Below are 23,374 nucleotides of genomic sequence, written 5' to 3' on the forward strand. Positions count from 1 at the left end.
ATATCATACTTTTATTATTATTCTATAAAATGTCATACTTTTCTTTCATTTGACCCTTTATTTCTAATTTTGTATACTTCCCTCTAGTTATATATTTTCGATACGGAACAACTTCATATAGATGGGAGGAATTTTTCATGCTTCGTTATTCTCTTTTAGTTTTATTAGGAGCGTGTAGTTATGGAATTTTAGCTATTTTTGTTAAGCTTGCATATGCAGAAGGATTTTCACTTGGAGAGGTAATTGGCAGCCAATATTTGTTCGGTTGGATTATTTTGCTTGCTATTACACTTCTATTTTCTAGACATCGCGTTCCTTTAAAGCAAGCATTACTTTTATTCGTTGCAGGAACATCTGCAAGTTTTACCGGAATTTTTTATTATGCTTCATTAAAAACTGTACCAGCTTCTATTGCAATTATTCTTTTATTCCAATTCGTTTGGGTCGGAATTATCATTGAAGCAGTCGCAACAAAAACATTACCTTCAAGAGAAAAAGTTATTTCTGTTATTTTCTTACTTGTAGGGACATTTTTATCAAGTGGTTTATTTGAACAATCAGTAGGTGCTTTCGATACGACTGGGATCATTTTAGGTTTATTATCTGCTGTTACATTCGCAACATACATTTTCGTGAGCGGAAAAGTTGCTGTTGAAGTACCTTCATTACCGCGCGGTGTTCTCTTAATGACTGGTGCTTTAACTTTAGTCATGATTGTATTCCCACCAACATTTATTTTTAATGGTGCCATTTCTCAAGGTCTATGGAAATATGGTTTAGGATTAGGAACATTTAGTATCGTAATTCCATCTATTGCCTTTACAATCGGTATTCCAAAAATCGGTTCTGGCTTAGCAACTATTCTTGGTGCAGCGGAACTACCAGTTACAACAATTATGTCAGTATTCGTTTTAAAAGAAGCTGTACTATCTTCACAATGGTTCGGTGTATCACTTATATTAATTGGGATTGCAATCCCGCAAATTGCATACGCAATGCGTGGACGTTATCGTAAACATCATACGCATAAAAAAGTCGCAGCATAAAGTAAAACTTTAATTAGTTGAACCAATCGGGCTGCCCATTAATACGGGATAAACGAGAGAGGATTTTCATTTGAGAATCCTCTCTTTTATTGTTGTATACTTATGATAAATATTTTGCTGAAGAAAGAAGGCATACTACATGGTATCTATTTCAAATCAACTAAAAGAAAAACTTATTTCCATGCGTCGACATTTACATGAGTATCCAGAACTATCATATGAAGAGTTCGAAACAACAAAAGCAATAAAAAATTGGTTAGAAGAAAAAAATATTACTATCATTGATTCCAATTTAGAAACAGGAATTATCGCTGAAGTGTCTGGTAATAAAAACGGACCAATTGTAGCAGTTCGTGCTGATATTGATGCTCTTCCTATTCAAGAAGAAACACATTTGTCCTATGCATCTAAAGTACGAGGGAAAATGCATGCTTGTGGACACGATTTTCATACAGCTGCTATTTTAGGTACTGCTTTCTTATTAAAAGAAAGAGAATCTTCCCTAAATGGAACGGTTCGCTTCATATTCCAACCAGCTGAAGAAAGTAGTAATGGCGCTTGCAAAGTTATTGATGCTGGACATTTACGTAATGTGCAAGCGATTTTCGGCATGCATAATAAACCTGATTTACCAGTAGGTACTATTGGCATTAAAGATGGTCCACTGATGGCCGGAGTTGATCGATTTGAAATTGAAATTCACGGAGTTGGTACACACGCGGCTGTACCAGATGCTGGCGTAGATCCTATTGTCGCATCCTCTCAAATTGTGATGGCACTGCAAACAATTGTAAGCCGAAATATAAGTTCATCTCATAATGCGGTTGTTAGTGTCACAAATATTCATGCAGGAAATACGTGGAACGTGATTCCTGAAAAAGCTACATTAGAAGGTACTATTCGCACGTTCCAAGCTGAAACACGTGAAAAGATTCCAGCACTCATGGAGCGTATTATTAAAGGTGTATCTGATGCATTAGGTGTAAAAACGGAATTCCGTTTTTTTTCAGGTCCTCCTGCTGTTCACAACGATAAAGCTCTTACAGACTTATCTACTCAAGTTGCCACAAAGATGAATCTTAATATCATCTCACCTAGTCCGTCAATGGCTGGAGAAGATTTTTCATTTTACCAACAGGAAATACCAGGTTCATTCGTCTTTATGGGAACGAGCGGTACACATGAATGGCATCATCCTGCTTTTACAATTAATGAAGAGGCACTGCCTATAAGTGCAGAATACTTTGCTTTACTAGCCGAAAGAGCACTTAAACAATTCTCATAAAAAAAGCCGTTCAAAGTGCATCTCAGCACCCTGAACGGCTTTTCTTATTAAGTTAAATCACGTTTTAAAAACACAGTATATGAAATACATAAAAATACGAACAAATAAAGTAGTAACATACATGATGCAAACGGGAATGTTACTCCATCAATAAAACTTCCATTCTTTGAAATACTATATAAATCTGTGTTTGCTGGCAATAAATATTTCGCCCAGTTATATCTAGTGGCTGCTAATAACGCAATATTGCCTGATAAAGCAAGGAATAGTGAAATACCAATTGCACCTCCACTAGATCTCGTTAACACAGAAATCATAAATGCAAACGATGCATACACAACCGTTGGTAACCATGATAAAACATAATATTTACTTGCTTCCACAAAAATATTTTGTTTTATTATATTTCCATCTTGGAAAATAAACTCACTCCATGCAGGCTGTTGGAATTTATAAATAACAAGTCCACATAAAGCGGAGAAAATCATATTAAATATAAACAATAAAGCTGCAAATATAACGATTGCTAAAAACTTTGCTGTTAAAATTTTAAATCGACTCGCCGGACGGATTGTTAAAAATTTATATGTTCCCCAGCTATATTCATTCGCAAAAATTGTACTTGCATACACGAGGATAAAGGGGAGCAAAATTGGAAATACGATAAAACCTGTATCTCTCATGAAAGAAAGTGGAGAACTGCTTGCCGGTGCTGTATCCGTATCTAAATGCTTCATCTTAAGCTGGTATTCTTTTACAAGCTCATCCCCTGATTTTTCTGCTAAAATAGCTTCTTTTTTCATGCCAAGCTTTTTCTCAATTTCTACAGTACGTTCTGTATAATCTACTTTCCATCCTTTTGTTTCCGGTTCAAAATACTTTACCGTAACCCATCCTAATCCGATTATTAATACTGCAATAACTGCAAATGGAATAATCGTTCGCTTCCGCTTAAATATTTTATACAGTTCATTATATACTAAATTAAACAATATCTTTTCCCCCTGTTAATTCTAAAAATTGCTCTTCTAACGTTTTTCTTTCTTCATATACACGATACACTTGAATATTTTTCTCAAGCAATGTACGAATAACATTTGGGATTTCTTCATCTTTTACATTAATAAGTAATTCATTATCTTTTACTAAAACATCATGCCCTAATATTTCCGCTGCTTTATTCGCATCATCTACACGTATACGGATCGTCTCCATCTCTTCGCTTTGGCTATGCTGAATATTTTGCGTAGCCACATATTCCCCGTGCTGAATAATGATAACTCTGTCACACATTAATTCAACTTCTGAAAGTAAGTGACTTGATACAAGTACAGCTTTTCCTTGTTCATGTGCAATTTTTTTTATGTACATTCTCATTTCATGTATTCCACTAGGGTCTAATCCATTTGTCGGTTCATCTAGTATCAACACGTCTGGATTGTGAATAAGCGCCTGAGCGATTCCTAAACGTTGTCTCATGCCGAGTGAATACGCTTTTACTTTGCGATCAATTACTTGTCCCATCCCTAACAATTTCACTACTTCATCGATACGTTCTTCAGTCACATTACCATTCATTCGTCCGAAATATGTTAAATTTTCATAGCCACTCAAAAAAGGATAAAATTCAGGTGTCTCAATTACCGCTCCAATTTTCGCAGCGGTTTTTTCGAATTGCTGTTTCACAGATTGACCATCAATCCATACTTCACCTTCTGTCATACGGATCATACCAACCATCATTCTCATTAAAGTCGTTTTTCCAGCACCGTTTGGTCCGAGTAAACCGACAACCTCGCCTTTTTTCACTTCAAAACTAATATTTTGTACAAGTGTCTTTGATCCGATTCGCTTCGTTAACCGATCGACTTTTACAATTGATTGTTCATTTGTCATTCTATACAACCTTTCCTTCCCATTCTTTGTCAGGTCTTTTCACTGTAACATGATTATTTTTATGTGTAAAATAGAAAAAAGCATGATTTCTCATGCCCTTTCTTTAAACCGCAACGAATTTTCACCCTTTAAACTTCGAACAAATCGATAACATTGCATCATCGATATTAAAACGACAGTCATAATAATTATACTAATAATTACAACTGCATATATTGTAATTGGCGCACTATTTATTCCTTGTATCCCTGCGATTTTCATAAAGATAACCGTGAATAATTTCAAAAATAGCATCCCATTAATTAATCCGAAAACAAATGCTGCTCCATAAATGAATAATTGCTCCTGACATAATACACATAGTACCTCTTTTCTTTTCATATTTTCTGCTACATAAGATGTAAACTCCTCCCTCCTCACATGCAAAAGAGAGTACATCATTTTATATGTAGTAAAAATACATATGAAAATCAATACAATAAAAAGTGTGTAAAAATACATTTGAAATACAAATGCATCCCCTACTTTCAAAATAGCTCCTTCATTAAATTGTAACGATATCATAAAAAACAAAATCATAGTACTCATAGCAATCCACATAAATTGCTTCATCCTTTTGGTAGCAAATGTTCTAATATTTTTTCTCGCTAACCGACATAAAGACATAACATTCTTCCCCTACCTTATTACATACACATTCTATACTACTAGTGTATAAAAATATGACATTTTAAACATCGCACTACAATCGGAATTTCTTCTAAGTCTTTAGTCCTAGAAAACGAAATGATAAAAAAATCACATTTAGAATATAATTGTAAAAAGGAGGAGATTGCATGCGTATAAAATTACTATCAATCTTGTCTTTATTATTACTCACAAGTTGTAGCCAACTAAAAAACAATGAAATTGCCATTGTTGAGCCATACAAATTAACAAAAGAGCAAGCTTCTATTTTACAAATGACTCCTTTTCAAGAAAGAAATAGCATGTTTTATAACGTTACGCTTAAAAATGATAAAGATGAAATAAATGCTACAATTGATTATTATAACAATGGTAAAAAAACAAAAGAAATTGCTAATATAGCTACCTCACATTTTTCAAAAAAGAAAGTAAAGCTTTCTTTTTTACCACCACATTTCCAATTCGATAAAGATATACAAGAAAAAAGGCAGTGGTATATGAATATTGAAGGTGGTTCAACGCTTGTTCATGAAGAAGAACCACGAAGCGTAAATAGCTCTGCAACTACTACAATTCAATCTATAAAAAATTTAAAATACAATCAAAAAACAACTTTAGCTGCTGTAATTCAAACCAGTAAAGAAACTGTAAGCGTTCCTACCATTGATGAAGAAACAGGTATTGATCTACTCTTAAAAGAAAATGAACACGTTTATCTATTTAGTATCGAGCTAAAAAAAGAACAATAAAGCGGAAATGCAACTTAAGTTGCATTTCCGCTTTATTGTTTAATAAGGTGTACTTTTATGGATTTGAATTAAATCCATTTTCTGTTACTACTATTATTCATCTTCTACTTCTATTCTTTTCTTCTCTCTTGCAATTTTTAAAAACTCTAGCAGCTCTGGATTACTATTCATTTTTTTGTAAGCCACTGACATTTCTGCCACAAAATTAGAATCATATAACTCTTTATATACAACTTCTGTTTTATATAACTTATTTGCCGATACGGGTATTACTGTAATTCCAATCCCTGCTGCTACAAGCCCCATAACTGTTTGATACTCTGTTGCTTCTTGTACAATGCGTGGACTAAATCCAACTTCTCTGCAAAGAGATAAAATTGTATCATACAAAGCTGGCCATACTGGTCTCGTAATAAATACAAACGGCTCATCTCGTAAATCTTCTATATGTATTTCATCTTTCTCTGCAAGTGGATGTGCCTTTGGTAAACATAAGGTGCAAGATAACCTTTGAATTGGCTCTAATTCTAATAATTGTGTTGGAATTGGTGGACGTAAAAAGCCAATATCGATACGGTTATCATGAAGTGCATGAACTTGATCTGGTGTTGACAATTCATGTAATGCAACAGACACTCTCGGAAATTTCTTTCTATATTCCCTAACAATTGATGGTAAAATATCATATATCGCCGCACCTACAAAACCAATTGAAAGTGATCCTACTTCTCCCCTTTGTGCACTTTGTGCAACTTCTACTGCTTTTTCAATTTGTTCAAACGCTTTTTTTACTTCTTTTAAAAACATTTCTCCTGCTTCTGTTAGTTCAACCTTTCTTTTCGTTCTTGAAAATAATGTAACTCCCATTTCTTTTTCTAATTGCTGTATTTGTTGACTAAGTGGTGGTTGTGTCATTTGTAAACGAGCAGCTGCCCGTCCAAAGTGTAACTCTTCTGCCACAACAACAAAATATTGCAAATGCCGTAATTCCATTTTTGGACACCCTTTTCACTTTCGATTAATACGTCTAATATATTAATACCATATAATTTATATATTAGACAAATATTTCGAATGAACGTATAGTAGAAATTGTTAATTCTTTTTTACAATTTTTATGTAAAAAAAGAAAGAGGTGGTTACTGTATGAAATGGTGGAAGTTAAGCGGACAAATTTTATTACTATTTTCTTTCGCTTGGACAGGTGAATGGATTGCAAAACAGGCACACCTCCCAGTTCCAGGAAGTATAATCGGTATTTTTTTATTATTAATTTCATTAAAATTTAACCTAGTTAAAAAAGAATGGATACAGGACGGAGCAGATTTTTTATTAAAAGAACTTATTTTATTTTTCATCCCTTCTGCAGTCGCTGTCATACGTTACAGAGATACACTAACACAATATGGAATCGATCTCATTTTAATTATTATGATTAGCACTCTTTGCGTTACCTTAGTTACAGGACTTTTAACAGAATTGCTACTAAAGCGGAAAGGATCAACGCAATGATCGGATTTCTTTGTTTACTATTAACACTATTCACATATTGGATATCAAAAAAAATGTATCAACGTTGGAATTGGAGTCTACTTTCTCCTCTTCTCGTCTGTCCCATTATTTTAATTGCTTTATTGCTCGGATTAAATACACCTTATGAAACATATGAATCTGGTGGTCACTGGTTAACTGAATTATTAAAACCCGCAACAGTTGCTTTTGCATGGCCAATCTATAAATACTTTGATTTATTAAAGAAACATGGAATGGCTATCTTACTTAATGTCATTGTCGGTTCGTTTTTATCAGTCATTACTTCAGCACTACTAGCAAATTATTTTCAAATTGATTCATCACTAGAACATAGTTTAGCGCCACATATCGTAACAACACCAATCGCAATGGCTATTTCAGAAATGATTGGTGGCATGTCACAATTAACTGCTGTATTTGTCGTTTTAACTGCCTTAACAGGAGCATTGCTCGGTCCTTCTCTCATACGTATTTGCCGTATTAAAACAGCAATCGCAAAAGGTATTATGTTAGGAACAAGCGCAAATGGAACCGGTACATCAAAAGCATTCGAAATCGGTCCTGTGGAAGGAACAATTGCAAGTTTATCTATGCTTTTAACAGCAGGCGCTAGTTTAGTTATCGTTCCGCTTTTCTTGTCTTGGATACATTAAAGAAGCAAGTATTTACATACTTGCTTCTTTATCTATATATTGGCACAGCAATTCATAATCCTCTGGAAAAGCTAAACACAATTGTTCAACTTCATGTATCCCTTTCCAAGCAATTTCATGTATTAACTCATCAGGATCTTGGATTTTCATATTACCGCCTATTTGTTTAACAAAATAATAATGGACATACACTGGAACACCGTATGTAATACCCTCTTTTTCATATATTTTATTTACAACTTCCACATTGTAACCTGTTTCTTCCCAAACTTCCCTAATACAACATTCTTCTAGTGTCTCTCCCTTTTCAAGTCCTCCACTTGGGACAGACCACCTTTTTTCTTCTCCCTCTTTTCCCTGCAGTACCATTAAAACTTCATTTCTTTCATTTACACATACCGCTGCACTACCTATCCATCTCTCCATAAACATCCCTCCCCTACTAAAATTCGCCCTCTTTTTTATTTTCCCCTTGAAAAAAAGAGGAAAATAATAAAACAATGACGAAAAATCACATCAACTTCATAGACAATCCCTTTTTAGAAATTAAAACTGGAAGGATGAAAATATGATTTCTAATTATGTTGTGGAATGTGTCTTTTGTGAAAAAAATCGAAAGCCTCGCCAAGCTATTGTCACCGTTCCCGCCACTACTCAGCTACTAGCCATTGAAAAAGTGCGTGCAGAATGTAAACGTCGTTTCGGAAAAGCTTTATTATTACAAACAGAAATTAAAGAAGAAATAGTTTTTGAACAAAAAGAAAGCTGACCATCAATTGGTCAGCTTTCTTATCCGATCATATTTTCACATGAAGATTAGGGGCATCCTCTTTAAGGATCGGGATTTTCCCATTATGTACGTTCCATAATGGTCATCGAACAATATATTTCTATACAATTAACTATTGAATAGAATAGGGCAAAACTTGTTCGCATTTTTAGAAAAGGGATAGGGATATAATTCAAGTAGTACTTCGAATACTCGAACTTTACACTCATAATATTAAAACAAATCCTTTTATATGGGAAATATGAATTACCTACATAATTCATTCGTAAAATATATTAATAGTTTGCTATATTAATTTTATCCCGCTATTTGTAAGCAGTCCCCCCTACTTATTATAATTTCACTTTATTCCATCAATAGCATACATCCAGCTAAAACCGGTGTCATAATCATCGAAAACCTCAAAAGCATTCGCGGTGCATAATTTGTAAACTTCGCGCCAATATATGCCCCTAACATGGTCCCAATTAATACTTGCAATAACAATATATAATCTAAATATCCTTCCGAACTATATCCTAGCCCGCCTCCAATTGCAATCGGTAATATAACAAGCATCGTTGTCCCTACAGATTGCTGAATCGTTAGTCCCAATAGAACCATTAATCCAAGTTGAATAAACGGTGCAGAACCAATCCCAAATGAACCAGCCATCATTCCAGTAACTAATCCAAGGCATATACATTTCAACAAGTAGTTAACGGGAAACTCTTTATGTTTATATAAAGACGACTGTTCTTTGTTTTGGAACATAATTAATTTAATAAACATAAAAATTGCCGATAAAAATAACATCCCAGCTGTAAACCAATGAAGAAGATGAGCTGGTATAAGTGAACCAAATTTAGAACCAATATAAGAGCCAATTGCGCCAAATCCCCCAACAATCCCGCCTATAATAAGTGCTACATTGCCTTCACGGTAATGACTGACAACACCTGATAATGTCGTAAACGCCATTGCGGTTAAAGATGTTGCAAGAGCAACATGAATAGGAATATGGAATACTAAAGTGAGTATCGCGATAATAAACCCAGCTCCTCCAGCTCCAACAAATCCTAATAAAATACCCATTACTAACATTGTTATAATAATTGCCACAGACTTTCCCTCCAGTAACACAATTATCCATCATATTTATCCTTACATACAAATAAAAAGCATCCTAAACGGATGCTTTTTATTTCAATGATATGTACTTAATCTTGATTAATCAAAATAACCGCTGGACCAGCGACTACTACTCCAGCTACTTCTATCTTTTCAAATTCCTTTACTGTAATAGATATAACTCCTTCTCTTTCCATCAATTCTTTACTCAGGACATCAGTCGGGATTGCTTTCACCGTCTTACCTCCTTTTCATTTATACAATATGATAAAGTGAAACTTTCATCAGTGGGTTTTTTGTCCGTACTTATTGATTATTAACCCTCAGCAATCGGGCGAATAATCACCCAATGCATCTATATATATGCATCACCTCCGCTTTCATTCCTTATTCCACTCAAAAACCTTCTCCCCCTTCCGTGACATATTGAAAAATAAAAAAGAAGCTATAACATATAGCTTCCCTCCACGTTTCTTTAATCTTTATACACCGTATATTCCATAACTTTACCATCTCTATTAAATTGTAAAACAAGCTGTTCGCTATCTATTGGAATAAAGCCACGTTCAGTCCCAAGATAATACAAAGTGATAACTCCTTCTTCCCCACTTCTCGTTTCCGTTGGGGCTCCTAACAATTGTGTAATTTCTTCATTTGATTTCCCTATTAATTTATATTTTTGTAATAGATCATCTACCATATGTACCCGCTTATCTGCATGATTTAACCATCTATTCTGATTAAACTTTGATGTATATTCATTTACACTTAATTGTACAGTGCACACTATTAATGGTATGAGTGCTACTATTAAAACCCCCAACATTTGCTTCTTTTCTTCATTACGATTTTTAGAAACATATAAAATAACCCTTTGAATCATGACTAATAAAACAAATGGTATGAATACTACAAAAATGCTCCTTACCCTTAAGGGTATATGGACCATATCAATGAAGAATATAAATACAATGTACATTACTATATACAAACAAAAATAGCCATACAAAATGCTACGCAGCATATCGTTCAGAAAGATCTCCCCTTTTAACTCACTATATAGTTCATCCGGCTAATCATTTCTCGAATCTGTTCTAATTCTTGCTCTGTATATACTACTGTCCCTGTTAAGATTTCATTTCTGAAGAACGTTACAATTTGCTCCCGATCTTTTAATCTAGGTGTTTCCTCACTAGAAAGGTCTACTATTGCTTTTCCATTTTTATTATAAAAATATACAACTGGTTTTACCTTTTCTTTTATACTATTAGCCTGCATTTCATTCAAACAATTGTATAAAATTTTAGATAGTTTCTTCGCCTTATATACTGGATTCCCTTCATTTTTCACTTGTATAGTTGACGAATCTTTACCTACTATATATTCAAATGTCTCTTCTTTATCAACTTCTTGTTGATACTTACCCATTTCATCAATCATAAATGAATATATACCAGCATTTTCTTTCGTTAAACCATGAATTAATTTCTCGTTCCATTCTTTCGTCTCCAGTAGATAAATACCAGTTTTGCACAAGATGAGATGATGGATTCTATTATCGTTTATTTCACTATTATTTTTAATAAAAACATTCGGCATGACTTGAATTTCAGCATCTAATATGATACCTTGCTCTATGAATCCTCGCTTCATATAATGTAATGTTTCGTACGTATTCATTTCAGCACCGTTTTTAGTATATTCTCGTAAATTTGCAATTAATTTTTGAAACATATGTATTTCGTTATTATGTTTATTTTGCATTTCACTACGTTCTTTACTATGCTGCATAGCTAATTGATTTTTCATCATACGCATATTTTCAATTTCTCTATTTGCACTTACTTGTAAATCATTGTATTTTTTCTGTTCCATATTTTTTAAATTATTTTGTTGTTCTTTATGCTCTATCACTGTAGCTGCAATTTCATTTTTATACGTTTCAATCGCTTGTTTCTTTTCAAATTCTACTTGCTGACTCTCTGATTCTAACTGTTTATTTTTATAAAACAGCACAAATGCTACAGCTAATAATATTAAAATCGCACCTATTAGCACATAATTCATATTTTTACTCCTTTATTTCATTTTCGATTATTTTTTATAAATATATCTACTATAGTATACTATGGTTTCGATATAGACTTTGTAAAAGTTGTATATTTTTAATAAAAGGCACCTCTGACGGGGCACCTTTTATTTTCACTCTATTGTACACCATACTGAATATAACTCGGATCGTAGTATATCCATTGATTTGTCCCTAAGCAAAGCCATCCATCTTGCTTACTCCATACTCGATACGATTCACCCTGATGTAACTGTCTTATAACATTTCCATTTAATGATGGAGCATCACGCAAATTTACATTATCACCAGTAATAGTCGCCACATAATGTTTATACTGAATATAACTCGGATCATTATATACCCACTGATTTGTCCCTAAACAAAGCCATCCATCTTGTTCTCCCCAAACTTCATATGTTTCGCCACGATTCAATTGGCGAATTACACTAGACTGTAAAGATGGTCCACTTCTCAAATTCACATTATCTCCATTAATTATAGCAACCCCGTACACTGGAGTTGCATTATTAGGCGGGGAAACATTACCTCCACCACTTGCTCCATTCCCTTTTAAAGCTTCTAATGAAACTGCAGCTGATACATCACAATTTCCTACGCCTGAAATTTGTCCAGAATCTGTGTACTGCCACGCTGTCCACGCTGTCCATCCACCAGCATCAGCAGGCGGTGTACTCGAGTATTTAGCAATCCAAAGCGGTATATCACTTAATCCGCTAATTCTGAACTCATTAATATACCAAACTCCTGTATATAACATTACATCTTTTCCAGTAGCCTGTTTCACATAATTTATGAAGCTTCTTGCCCAATTCGATATAGCGTTACCAGTTAAATTACTGTTGCTCGGATCTGTTGGTGATTCTAAATCCAGAACTGGCATTAAGTCTGTCTGGTTACTTTGTAATATACTCACAAAATATTTCGCCTCTGAAATTGCATCATTTTGTTCTGGACGTGCAAAATGGTATGCACCAATTAATACATTCGCACTTCGGGCTGCTTGTACATTTTTAGTAAAAGTAGGATCAATGTAGTTTACACCTTCTGTCGCTTTTGCATACGCTGCTGGAATTCCAGATGCCTTCACTGCATTCCAATCAATATTCCCTTCCCAATGAGACACATCAATAAACGTAACATTTGAACTTGATCTGTTTTACATATAAAATCTCCTATCAATTTTTTTACTTCGTATACATACAATATGTACAAGTTTCATAAGAGGACACGACATTTATGCTATAGAAACAAAGAGTAAACATATTTTGTATACAAAATAAAAAAGACCTTGTGTTACAAGGCCTTTTGCAAACTCACTTTATTTTGTAGCAAGTACATATTATAATACAAACCTTGCTCACTTAGTAATTCTTGATGTGTTCCTCTTTCTACTATCTCCCCATCATGCATCACAAAAATTTGATCTGCATCTTGAATTGTAGATAACCTATGCGCAATGGCTATCGTCGTTCTACCTTTTCGCATTTGTTGCAACGCTGTTTGAATAGCCTCTTCTGTTTCTGTATCGATATTAGCTGTTGCTTCATCTAATACTAATACTTTCGGATTCGTTGCTATCGTTCTAGCAAAAGCAATTAATTGTCGTTGACCGCTTGAAAATGCTGCACCTCTTTCTACTACTTCTGTTTCATACTGTTTTGGTAACTTTTCAATAAACGTATTCGCTTGCACAAATCGAGCAGCTTCTTTTACTTCTTCATCCGTAATTTCTTCATTATACATACGAATATTTTGCTTTACATTACCAGCAAATAAAAATGCATCTTGCAATACGAGTCCTATTTTCTTTCTAATTTCTCGTTCTTCAAATTTTTCTAAATCTACACCGTCTATTACAATATTTCCTGACTTAATATTATAAAATCGCATTAACAAATTCATAATCGTACTTTTTCCGCTACCAGTATGCCCAACAAAAGCAACCGTTTGCCCTTGTTTCACGTGAAATGATACATTTTTTAAAACGTCACGCTTTCCATCATATGAAAAAGTAACATTTTTAAATTCAATATCTCCATCCACGACTTGAGGATTCTCATTGCCTTTTTGAACCGGTGCTAAATCTTTCTCGTCCATTAAATGAAATACACGTGATGACGAAACAAGTGCCTGTTGGAAAAAGGACAATTTCATCATCATCTCATTTACAGGTTGGAAGAAACGATGTATATAGTTAACAAAAGCATATAAAACTCCTACTTCAACAGGGCTCTTTAAAGCATCAATCCCAAATAAACCTAGTACTAACGCAATAGCTACAATATGCACTAAATCCGTAGCTGGTCGTAAAAGTAATGCGTCTAACTTCAAAGTACGTCGCCCTGCACTATAATGTTTATTATTCACTTCTTCAAACTCTTTTCTCATACGTTTTTCTTGTCTGAAAACTTGAACAATATTCATTCCTTGTATGGACTCGTTCAACTTTGCATTTAACACGCTTAGTTGATTACGTACTTCTAAATAAAAAGCTGCACTTTTCCGGCGATATAATACCATAATCGCAAACATTATCGGAATTAATACGAGAGAAAATAGCGCTAATTTTACATCTAATAAAAACATCGCTACTAAAATGCCTACTAAAAAGACTACATTTTTCACAAATGTTGATAATACACTGACATAAAAATCTTTAATCGCTTCCGTATCATTCGTTATACGAGATACGAGCGTACCAATTGGCGTACGATCAAAGAAACTTAATGACAGCTTTTGAACATGTTCATATACTTCAACTCGCATATCTTGAACAATCTTAAAAGCAATGTTCTGAAAGTACAATAGATTTAAATACGTAAATAATACTTTTAATAAATGAGCAACTATGTAAATTACAAATAAAGTAACGAGCGCTGATCGTTCAAAATCCCGCGGTACTAGGTGTTCATCGAGGAATTGTTTAATTAAAAAAGGACCCATCATTTCCGTTACTGTCGCACCAACTAAAAAGATAAATGCTAAAGATAGCAACCCTTTATATGGCTTCATATAGGAAAGCAATCTACTTAAATCACTTCGCTTCTTCTCTACCATCATACGCCTCCTTTCTCGACTAAAGCTTCTAATTGCTGGCTTTCATACATTTCCTTATACCAGCCGTTTTCCTTCATTAATTCCTCATGTGTACCTCTTTGTACAATTCTACCTTCATCAACAACAAGAATAAGATTGGCATGCTGAATTGCACTTAATCGGTGTGCAGTAATAATCGTCGTTTTCCCTGCTCTTTCCCTCTTTAAGGCACTTAAAATCGTCTCTTCTGTTTTTGCATCTACTGCTGATAAACAATCATCCAAAATTAAAATTTCAGCATTTGTTAATAAAGCACGAGCAATAGAGATTCGCTGTTTTTGACCACCAGATAACGAAACACCTCTTTCCCCTACTACTGTTTCATATCCTTCTGAAAATTGGAGGATGTCATTATGAATACAAGCAATCTCTGCAGCTTCGGTAATTTCATTATATGTAGCATCCGCCTTTCCAAAGGCAATATTCTCACCAATACTTGCTGAAAATAAAAAATGATCTTGCGGCACGTATGAAATGGCAGAACGGACACCATGAAGTGTTATATCTCGAATATCTCGCTTCCCAATTTTTAATTCACCATTAAAATGATCATACTCACGGATTAAACATTTTAATAAAGTCGTTTTCCCTGCGCCTGTACGTCCTACAACTCCTAGTGTTTCACCCTTCTTCAAATCAAAGTGAATATCGGTTAAATGTAACAATTCATTTTTCTTATACGAAAATGAATCAACGGCAAACGAAACATTACCGCTCGCTATTGTATGTACAGCATTTTCGCTATTTACTACATCTGATTTTTGTGAAAGAATTTTTTCTACACGGTCATATGATGCACGCCCACGCTCCATAATATTGAACAACCACCCAAACGCTAACATTGGCCAAACGAGGGTACCTAAATATGTCGTAAATGTAACGAGATCACCTACTGTTAATTCACCTCTTACAACTAATACCGATCCATAACATACTGCGATTAAAAAAGAAAATCCAACGATAAGAGAGATTGTCGGATCAAATAACGAATCAATACGTGCAACTAACACATTTTTATGTACAACATCTTCTGATTTTTTTCGAAACGCCTGCAAATCTTCTTTCTCTTGTCCAAGAGACCGGATTACCTTCATCCCACTCATACTCTCTTGCACTTTATCATTGATTTCCGAAAACGATTGCTGTGCTTTATGAAACCTTTTATGTAATAACGTTCCATAATAATTTGTCGAAATGGCTACAATCGGCATTGGAATTAAACTTAATAATGTTAACTTCCAACTAATTGTAAAACCCATCGCTACGAGTACACATCCTCCGACAGCTAATGAGTCAACAAGCGTCAAAACACCCGCTCCAGCAGTTTGCTGGATCGCTTGAATATCATTGGTCGCATGTGCCATTAAATCACCTGTTCGATTTGACTGATAGAAAGATGGACTCATCTTTGTAAAATGTTCATATAAATTTTTTCGTAATTGGCGAGCTAATTTTAATGAAGACCCGAAAATCATAATACGCCATATGTAACGTAATATGTACATCGTAATACCTACAATTACTAATAATACAACCCATTTTAGTAACTTATCGGTCGTCAATGTTCCATCATTAATTTCATCTACAACGATTCCAATTACTTTTGGTGCTACAAGTTCTAGAAGTGCAACGCCAAACAATAAAATAATTCCAGTTATGTACGCTCGTTTTTCTTGTTTAAAAAACCACGCTAAATTCATAAATACTTTCATTTTTTTCCTCCTCCCTTAAAATGAGCGATGTTTTCAGTTTACCAAAAATACAGAATTTTTAAAAGTTTTAAAAACTATAACTAACAAAAAGAAAGACACTCTTAGCGAGTGTCTTTTAGCGCTTATTTCATTTGTTGCTTGTTCATCGCGCTCATCATTTGATTGATTTTCTTTTGGGAAGGTTTTTGTCCCATTTGCATCATCATCATTTTTAACATTTGTTCGTTAATTGGTGGATTTTTTTGTAAGTAATTCATCATGTATTTGCGGGCAATGAAAAATCCTAACGCCACGCCTGCTACTAGTGCTACTACGCCCACTAGAATACCTAACCAAATTGGCATATATTTTCCTCCTTCATGTTGTCTACCTTACAGTGTACTAAAACCTTTTCAATAAGACAAGATACAATTCGACATTTTTTACACATATGTTCGTACTTGTTTTAGAGGATTCAGCCATCCGTACTTTGTATTTTCATAATCCATTGCTAAAAATGTTAATTCACACTTTCTTAACACCTCAAAGAATGTCGTTTCCATAGAGACATTTCCAGAGGTATTCATACGAATATAGTGCGGTTTCACCATTATTTCGCCGTACTCCGCTCCCGTATAAAGTGTATGTGTATGATGTGTTCTATCATATTTACCAAGAACGCGCAAAGCTTGTTCTAATTTATGATGAATTTTCATTACTTGCAATGGCATCGTTATATACATCATTTGCTTATATAACACTTTTTTCTCCGAAAGGGACCCAGATTCTGAAAATCGAGCAAATAAATCAAAAAACAAATATTCACGACCAAAATAAGCTTTCGCAATATCCTCTTGAATTAAATACAATTCATACGTTTTCATTTTTCCACTCCCAATCTGGACAACCTTTTCTCTTCATTATATATAAGAAAGTTTGCAATGATTGTCTGACTGCGGAGAGATAAAAAACTTTTTCTGTCGAAAAAACTCATTTACATAGAAAAACCTCTCCATGCCGGAGAGATTTTTCTGAAATCATTAAAGCATTTCTTTTACTTTACGAACAACGTTCTCTACAGTAAATCCATACTCTTCCATAATCTTCTCACCAGGAGCAGAAGCACCGAATGTATCGATACCTAACACATCTCCTTCAAGACCTACGTAACGGTGCCATCCGAATGTAGCACCCATTTCAATTGCGAAACGTTTTGTTACTGCTTTTGGTAATACAGATTCTTTGTACTCTGCAGTTTGAGCTTCGAAGCGATCCATAGATGGCATGCTGACAACAGCTGCGTCAACGCCGTCTACTGCTAATGCTTTTTGAGCTTCAACAGCTAGGCTTACTTCAGATCCAGTTGCAAGTAAGATTACATCAGCCGTTTCTTTCTTGCTTGCCGAAACTACATATGCACCTTTTGCTACTTTTTCATACGTATCTTCTTTTGCACCTTCTAATGTTGGAAGGTCTTGACGAGTTAATACTAAAGCAGTTGGTTTGTTTGTAGATTCTAAAGCTAGTCTCCAAGCTGCAACAGATTCGTTACCATCAGCAGGACGGATAACAGAAACATTTGGCATTGCACGAAGCGCTGCTAATTGCTCGATTGGTTCATGCGTTGGACCATCTTCACCAACAGCGATACTGTCATGTGTGAATACATACGTTACTGGCAATTGCATTAATGCTGCAAGGCGAATTGCTGGGCGTAAGTAATCAGAGAATACGAAGAACGTACCACCGTAAGTTTTTAAACCGCCATGTAGTGCAATACCGTTCATTGCTGCACCCATTGCGAACTCACGTACACCGTACCAAATGTTTTTACCGCTGTAATCATCTCTTGTAAAGTCTTTTTCGTTATTCATGTATGTCTTGTTAGAACCAGCAAGGTCAGCAGATCCACCGAAGAATGATGGTACAGACTCTGCAATTGCATTAATTACAGCACCAGAAGAATTACGAGTTGCTGCTTTTGATCCTAATTCATAAGTTGGTAAGTTTTGCTCCCAACCTTCTGGAAGTTGACCGTTCATTGTTGCTTGGAATTCGTTTGCTAATTCTGGGTATGCTTGCGCATATTCACCTAGCATCGTGTTCCACTCAGCTTGCGCAGTTTCACCAACATCTTGTACTGTTTTACGGAAGTTGTCATATACTTCTTCTGCTACATGGAAGTCTTGCTCAGCAGTCCAAGCATATGCTTCTTTCGTTAATTTTGTTTCTTCTACACCAAGTGGAGAACCATGTGAAGCTGATTTTCCTGATTTGTTTGGAGAACCGAAACCAATTGTCGTTCTTACTTCAATTAGCGTTGGGCGTTTTTCGTCAGCTTTCGCTTCTTCAATTGCTTTCGCGATTGCTTCAATATCGTTTCCATCCTCAACACGGATTACTTGCCATCCGTATGCTTTGTAACGATCTTCTACACTTTCAGAGAATGAACGATTTAAATCGCCATCTAATGAAATATCGTTTGAATCGTAAAGCACAACAAGACGACCTAATTGTAAATGAGCAGCTAATGAAGATGCTTCAGCAGAAACGCCTTCCATTAAATCTCCATCACCACAAATAGCGTATGTATAATGATCTACTACATTATACGCATCACGGTTATATTTAGCAGCTAAATGTCTTTCTGCCATTGCCATACCTACAGCAGTTGCAATACCTTGTCCAAGTGGACCAGTCGTTGCATCTACACCAGCTGTATGACCATACTCAGGATGTCCTGGAGTTTTGCTTCCCCATTGACGGAAGTTCTTTAAGTCATCCATTGTTACATCATAACCAGATAGGTGAAGTAGGCTGTATAATAACATTGAACCATGACCTGCAGATAATACGAAACGATCACGGTTAAACCACGTTGGGTTATTTGGATTGTGTTTCATAAATTGAGTCCATAATGTATAAGCCATTGGTGCTGCACCCATTGGCATTCCTGGGTGACCAGAGTTTGCTTTTTCAATCGCATCGATGGATAATGTGCGAATCGTGTTGATAGAAAGTTGTTCGATTGAATGTGACATGCTATTCTTCCCTTCGCTTATATTAGTAAACGTTTTATACATTTATATGATAGCTTCCCACGCAAGATTATACAACATGTATCGACAAATATGTTGATGTTTTTTTGATTTTTTATAAAAAAATCAATGATTCCGGGAATGTATGGGTATTCAATATGACATACTTTTTCATTATTTTTATTTTAAAAAGAAAGGGAATTATCTGTATATTTATACAAATTTCTTCTATACTTACGTTTTTAAAAACATAAAAAAGCATCTAACTTCGATGCTTTTCAAATAAGTTAAACAATCCTTTTCCGAATCGAACTTGAAATCCAATCAATTATAATTACCATTAAAATGATACCTAATAAAATAATCCCAACACGAGACCAATTGCGTGAACTCAGCGCAAAAATTAGAGGCGTACCAATACCACCTGCTCCAATAACACCTAAAATGGCAGCAGATCGTACATTAATTTCGAACCTGTATAACGTATACGATAAAAAATCTGGTAATACTTGTGGCAATACTGCATACCAAAGTATTTGAAAACGGTTTGCTCCTGTTGCTAGTAACGCTTCCGTCGGTCCATTATCTATGTTTTCAATTCCTTCTGAATATAGTTTTCCTAACATTCCAATAGAATGTAATCCTAAGGCCAATACTCCTGCAAAAGAGCCTGGACCAACAGCTTTTATAAATAAAAGAGCCATAACTAATTCAGGAAACGTACGAACAAAACTAAGTACAAATTTCCCAGATCCTGAAGTTAATTTTCCACTACTCATATTCGTTGCCGCCCAAAAGGCAAACGGAACAGATAAAAATGCAGAAATAAATGTACCTAATATCGCAATTGCCAACGTATCAATTAATCCATGTAATAAATCTTCACCATCTGGCAAAGATACATACGACCAGTCTGGATTCAATATCCCTGTCATAATTGCTTTCGTGATTTCACCTGCTGTGTCCTTTATCCCCTCTAATGGCACTCCTGAAAAGGCCCATACATATACAACTGTAAGTGCTATTAAAATAATCCAGCGATATATACTCGGTTTCTTCGGTTTTGGCACAATCATCGTCGTTCTATTCATTATAGTTTCTCCCGCAACAATGTACTAATGTAGTCAATTAACAAAACAACAATAAGGGTATAAATAATTATAGATGCAGTTTGTTGATATTGTAAAAATCCAAGTGTACGATCATAATATAATCCAATACCACCCGCTCCTACTAAACCTAAGACAGCTGCTGCACGTACGTTCACCTCAAATGTATACAGAACATAGGAGACAAAATGTGCTTTCACTTGCGGAATTACCCCATAAACAATCCATTGCACTTTATTTGCTCCTACTGCTGTCATCGCCTCTAACGGGCCTGGATCAATTGATTCAGTTGACTCATACAACAATTTCGCCACGAGCCCAATTGAGAAAAAAGTAAGAGCTAAAATACCTGGAAGTGGTCCTATTCCAAAAATAGCTACGAAAATTGCCGCTAATAATAAATCTGGTATCGTTCGAATAAAATTTAAAATCAATCGAGCTGGACTGTATAAAAATGTACTAGTAAACACATTACTTGCCGCAAACAGTGCCAGTGGAATAGCTAAAATCGACCCTAAAGTCGTCCCAATAATCGCCATACGTATTGTATCTAACATCACTGTTGTAATAACTTGAAAATAACTCCAATCAGGTGGCACCATTTCTTTCAATAGATCTACCATATTTGGAAAACCATCTACCAGTTTTGAAAATGATGCATCTACCTGTACACTACTACTCCACAGCATTAAAATAACTAAAATAAACGTTAACATATGTTTCAATTTACTCGGCGGCTTCGGTATTTCATTTGAATATATCGTCACGTCATTCATTTTACTGCCACCTCTAATAATTCGCTTTTCTGAGCTACGTCCCCATAAATTTCAGCAAACTTTTCATCAGTTGCCTCTTCTACTAAACCATCAAAAACAATTTCGCCTGCATGTAATCCAATAATACGCGTCGCATATTGCCTAGCTAAATCAATAGAATGTAAGTTTACAATTGTTGTAATTCCAAAATCTTCATTAATTTTCTTTAAGTCATCTAATACTTGCTTTGTCGTAAGTGGATCTAACGACGCAACAGGTTCATCTGCCAATATGATTTTCGCTTCTTGCGCCAATGCTCTAGCAATCGATACACGTTGTTGTTGTCCTCCTGATAATTCATCAGCACGTGCATATGCTTTTTCTAAAATATTCACTCTTTTTAACGCTTGAAATGCGAGCTCCACATCCTCTTTCGGAAACAAACCTAACGTTGTACGCAATGTGGAATGATATCCAACACGACCAGCTAATACATTTTTTAATACTGTTGATCGCTTTACAAGATTAAAACTTTGAAAGATCATACCAATATCCCGACGCATACGTCGTAAATCTGTTCCTTTTGCAGCAGTAATAGACTCACCTTCAATCATGATTTCGCCTTCGGTAATCTCATGAAGACGATTTATGGACCTGAGAAGTGTAGATTTTCCAGCTCCAGATAATCCGACCATTACAATAAACTCACCTTTTTGAATCTTTAAATTTATATTATTCAATCCCTTTGTGCCATTCGGATACATTTTGGAAACATTTCGAAACTCTATCACACATCTTACCTACTTTCTATGTATTCAAAACGGCAAACTAACTGAAAACATCCCCTTTCAGCTAGCTGCCATTTCCATATGTATTATTGCGTTTTTACTTTCTTCCCATATTCACGAACGATATCAAATTTACTATCATCAGATTTAACATATCCTTCATGTGAATATACTTCTTTAATGATTTTGTGACCTTCCTCATTCTTTCCAATTTCAATGAAAGCATCTTGTAATTTCTTGCTCCACTCTGCATCTAAATCAGATCGTACAGAAATTGTATCGTTCGGAATTTTCTCAGTAAATTTCACTATTTTCGTTTGATCAAATATATTCGGATAATCTTTTTTTACAATATTACGAGCATCTTGGAATACAACAGCCGCATCTACGTCACCATTTAAAAGAGCAATAAGCGACTGATCGTGACCTTTTAATGTAACAGGTTTCACATCTTTTAACGGATCAATTCCCTCTTTTAATAGAACAGCTGCAGGCCATACATACCCTGCTGATGATGTTACATCTTGATAACCAATCTTTTTACCTTTTAAATCTTTTACACTATTTATATTAGAGTCTTTTTTAACAACAAACTCAGATTTATAAAAGTCTACTAAATCCTTTGTAGGGGCTCCCGTTTCATCATCTACTCCAAAACGTTGTGCTTGTAAAATTACATTTGCAGCCTTCTTTTCATGTGCTAATACGTACGCTGTTGGCGGTAAAAATCCTACATCTACTTGTTTAGATCCCATCGCTTCTATAATTGTATTGTAGTTCGTTGAAATACTAACTTTTACTGGAATATTCAACTTATCACTTAATAGCTTCTCAAGCGGTTTTGCCTTCGCCTCTAACGTATCCGCATTTTGAGAAGGAACAAATTGAACATTTAAAGTCTTCGGTACATACCCTTTTTTCGTATCTTCATTTTTACTTGCACTTGACTCTTCCGTCCCGCAGCCACTTAATAATCCCGCTGCTAGTACAACTGTTGTGCCCATTGCAAAAACTTTTTTCAACATGTTAATGCCTCCATTTTTCATTGTTATAAAA

General features: G+C 34.9%; 25 protein-coding genes. 6 read left to right on the forward strand and 19 right to left on the reverse strand.

Annotation, left to right across the window (positions count from 1 at the left end; genetic code table 11):
* Positions 1 to 137 precede the first annotated feature (137 nt).
* Together BAQ53_RS17110 and BAQ53_RS17115 are read left to right on the forward strand one after the other, a co-directional pair.
* Positions 138 to 1,046 carry an EamA family transporter gene (locus tag BAQ53_RS17110; RefSeq protein ID WP_000947038.1) on the forward strand — a complete coding sequence of 303 codons (909 nt, stop codon included), beginning with the start codon at positions 138 to 140 and terminating at the stop codon, positions 1,044 to 1,046.
* A gap of 139 nt (positions 1,047 to 1,185) precedes the next feature.
* A complete protein-coding gene (locus BAQ53_RS17115) occupies positions 1,186 to 2,331 on the forward strand; it encodes a M20 peptidase aminoacylase family protein (protein ID WP_000253681.1) in 1,146 nt (381 codons plus the stop codon).
* 47 nt (positions 2,332 to 2,378) lie between these two features.
* Here BAQ53_RS17115 and BAQ53_RS17120 read toward each other — a convergent pair whose 3' ends face one another.
* From BAQ53_RS17120 to BAQ53_RS17130, 3 genes are all read right to left on the reverse strand, one after another.
* A complete protein-coding gene (locus tag BAQ53_RS17120; RefSeq protein ID WP_000482759.1) occupies positions 2,379 to 3,323 on the reverse strand; it encodes an ABC transporter permease in 945 nt (314 codons plus the stop codon).
* Positions 3,316 to 4,227, reverse strand: coding sequence for an ABC transporter ATP-binding protein (locus BAQ53_RS17125; protein ID WP_000180624.1), 912 nt, complete (start codon positions 4,225 to 4,227; stop codon positions 3,316 to 3,318). Before BAQ53_RS17125 ends, BAQ53_RS17120 begins: the two co-directional genes overlap by 8 nt.
* A gap of 90 nt (positions 4,228 to 4,317) precedes the next feature.
* Complete coding sequence (locus BAQ53_RS17130; RefSeq protein WP_000050625.1) at positions 4,318 to 4,893, reverse strand: FtsX-like permease family protein; 576 nt, start codon at positions 4,891 to 4,893, stop codon at positions 4,318 to 4,320.
* 170 nt (positions 4,894 to 5,063) lie between these two features.
* Here BAQ53_RS17130 and BAQ53_RS17135 point away from each other — a divergent pair, with 170 nt between their 5' ends.
* Complete coding sequence (locus BAQ53_RS17135) at positions 5,064 to 5,663, forward strand: hypothetical protein (protein WP_001220627.1); 600 nt, start codon at positions 5,064 to 5,066, stop codon at positions 5,661 to 5,663.
* Positions 5,664 to 5,756: 93 nt separating this feature from the next.
* On the opposite strand, the gene alsR is transcribed toward BAQ53_RS17135, so the two are convergent.
* Positions 5,757 to 6,656: an acetoin biosynthesis transcriptional regulator AlsR gene (alsR, locus tag BAQ53_RS17140; RefSeq protein WP_000423234.1), complete on the reverse strand. Its 900-nt coding sequence runs from the start codon at positions 6,654 to 6,656 to the stop codon at positions 5,757 to 5,759.
* 153 nt (positions 6,657 to 6,809) lie between these two features.
* Between alsR and BAQ53_RS17145 the strand changes: the two genes are divergently transcribed.
* Positions 6,810 to 7,175 carry a CidA/LrgA family holin-like protein gene (locus BAQ53_RS17145; protein WP_000872376.1) on the forward strand — a complete coding sequence of 122 codons (366 nt, stop codon included), beginning with the start codon at positions 6,810 to 6,812 and terminating at the stop codon, positions 7,173 to 7,175.
* Positions 7,172 to 7,849, forward strand: coding sequence for an LrgB family protein (locus BAQ53_RS17150; RefSeq protein WP_000578962.1), 678 nt, complete (start codon positions 7,172 to 7,174; stop codon positions 7,847 to 7,849). The genes BAQ53_RS17145 and BAQ53_RS17150 overlap by 4 nt, the downstream gene beginning before the upstream one ends.
* Before the next feature lie 12 nt (positions 7,850 to 7,861).
* On the opposite strand, the gene BAQ53_RS17155 is transcribed toward BAQ53_RS17150, so the two are convergent.
* Positions 7,862 to 8,275 carry an NUDIX hydrolase gene (locus tag BAQ53_RS17155; RefSeq protein ID WP_000442982.1) on the reverse strand — a complete coding sequence of 138 codons (414 nt, stop codon included), beginning with the start codon at positions 8,273 to 8,275 and terminating at the stop codon, positions 7,862 to 7,864.
* Positions 8,276 to 8,417: 142 nt separating this feature from the next.
* Between BAQ53_RS17155 and BAQ53_RS17160 the strand changes: the two genes are divergently transcribed.
* On the forward strand, positions 8,418 to 8,618 hold the full coding sequence (locus BAQ53_RS17160; RefSeq protein ID WP_000625227.1) for a DUF3903 domain-containing protein: 201 nt from the start codon (positions 8,418 to 8,420) through the stop codon (positions 8,616 to 8,618).
* Between the two features lie 366 nt (positions 8,619 to 8,984).
* On the opposite strand, the gene BAQ53_RS17165 is transcribed toward BAQ53_RS17160, so the two are convergent.
* From BAQ53_RS17165 to BAQ53_RS17230, 14 genes are all read right to left on the reverse strand, one after another.
* Positions 8,985 to 9,740, reverse strand: coding sequence for a sulfite exporter TauE/SafE family protein (locus BAQ53_RS17165; RefSeq protein ID WP_000974657.1), 756 nt, complete (start codon positions 9,738 to 9,740; stop codon positions 8,985 to 8,987).
* 98 nt (positions 9,741 to 9,838) lie between these two features.
* Positions 9,839 to 9,985, reverse strand: a complete 147-nt coding sequence (locus BAQ53_RS17170; protein ID WP_000644411.1) for a BC1881 family protein — start codon at positions 9,983 to 9,985, stop codon at positions 9,839 to 9,841.
* A 239-nt stretch (positions 9,986 to 10,224) separates the two neighbouring features.
* Complete coding sequence (locus BAQ53_RS17175) at positions 10,225 to 10,773, reverse strand: hypothetical protein (RefSeq protein WP_000946312.1); 549 nt, start codon at positions 10,771 to 10,773, stop codon at positions 10,225 to 10,227.
* 23 nt (positions 10,774 to 10,796) lie between these two features.
* Entirely contained in the window at positions 10,797 to 11,816 is a 1,020-nt protein-coding gene (locus tag BAQ53_RS17180) for an NERD domain-containing protein (protein ID WP_001110270.1), read from the reverse strand.
* A gap of 140 nt (positions 11,817 to 11,956) precedes the next feature.
* A complete protein-coding gene (locus tag BAQ53_RS17185) occupies positions 11,957 to 12,964 on the reverse strand; it encodes a GH25 family lysozyme (protein ID WP_046946492.1) in 1,008 nt (335 codons plus the stop codon).
* A gap of 170 nt (positions 12,965 to 13,134) precedes the next feature.
* Positions 13,135 to 14,898, reverse strand: a complete 1,764-nt coding sequence (locus BAQ53_RS17190; protein ID WP_000229522.1) for an ABC transporter ATP-binding protein — start codon at positions 14,896 to 14,898, stop codon at positions 13,135 to 13,137.
* Positions 14,898 to 16,649, reverse strand: coding sequence for an ABC transporter ATP-binding protein (locus tag BAQ53_RS17195; protein WP_000862451.1), 1,752 nt, complete (start codon positions 16,647 to 16,649; stop codon positions 14,898 to 14,900). The genes BAQ53_RS17190 and BAQ53_RS17195 overlap by 1 nt, the downstream gene beginning before the upstream one ends.
* Before the next feature lie 122 nt (positions 16,650 to 16,771).
* The gene (locus tag BAQ53_RS17200; RefSeq protein WP_001123317.1) at positions 16,772 to 16,993 is read right to left on the reverse strand and encodes a YneF family protein; all 222 of its coding nucleotides are present in this window, start codon (positions 16,991 to 16,993) and stop codon (positions 16,772 to 16,774) included.
* A gap of 78 nt (positions 16,994 to 17,071) precedes the next feature.
* The gene (gene sirA, locus BAQ53_RS17205) at positions 17,072 to 17,512 is read right to left on the reverse strand and encodes a sporulation inhibitor of replication protein SirA (RefSeq protein WP_000860645.1); all 441 of its coding nucleotides are present in this window, start codon (positions 17,510 to 17,512) and stop codon (positions 17,072 to 17,074) included.
* A 156-nt stretch (positions 17,513 to 17,668) separates the two neighbouring features.
* Positions 17,669 to 19,669, reverse strand: coding sequence for a transketolase (gene tkt / locus BAQ53_RS17210; RefSeq protein WP_208906073.1), 2,001 nt, complete (start codon positions 19,667 to 19,669; stop codon positions 17,669 to 17,671).
* 284 nt (positions 19,670 to 19,953) lie between these two features.
* Positions 19,954 to 20,757 carry a phosphonate ABC transporter, permease protein PhnE gene (gene phnE / locus BAQ53_RS17215; protein WP_046946491.1) on the reverse strand — a complete coding sequence of 268 codons (804 nt, stop codon included), beginning with the start codon at positions 20,755 to 20,757 and terminating at the stop codon, positions 19,954 to 19,956.
* Positions 20,757 to 21,551: a phosphonate ABC transporter, permease protein PhnE gene (phnE, locus tag BAQ53_RS17220; protein ID WP_001000777.1), complete on the reverse strand. Its 795-nt coding sequence runs from the start codon at positions 21,549 to 21,551 to the stop codon at positions 20,757 to 20,759. Before phnE (BAQ53_RS17220) ends, phnE (BAQ53_RS17215) begins: the two co-directional genes overlap by 1 nt.
* On the reverse strand, positions 21,548 to 22,321 hold the full coding sequence (gene phnC, locus BAQ53_RS17225) for a phosphonate ABC transporter ATP-binding protein (protein ID WP_061884494.1): 774 nt from the start codon (positions 22,319 to 22,321) through the stop codon (positions 21,548 to 21,550). The genes phnE (BAQ53_RS17220) and phnC overlap by 4 nt, the downstream gene beginning before the upstream one ends.
* Before the next feature lie 83 nt (positions 22,322 to 22,404).
* Entirely contained in the window at positions 22,405 to 23,343 is a 939-nt protein-coding gene (locus tag BAQ53_RS17230) for a phosphate/phosphite/phosphonate ABC transporter substrate-binding protein (RefSeq protein WP_208906074.1), read from the reverse strand.
* Positions 23,344 to 23,374: the final 31 nt, after the last annotated feature.

Origin of the sequence: Bacillus sp. B25(2016b), from assembly GCF_001679765.1 — a bacterium.
Taxonomy (GTDB): Bacteria; Bacillota; Bacilli; order Bacillales; family Bacillaceae_G; genus Bacillus_A; species Bacillus_A thuringiensis_K.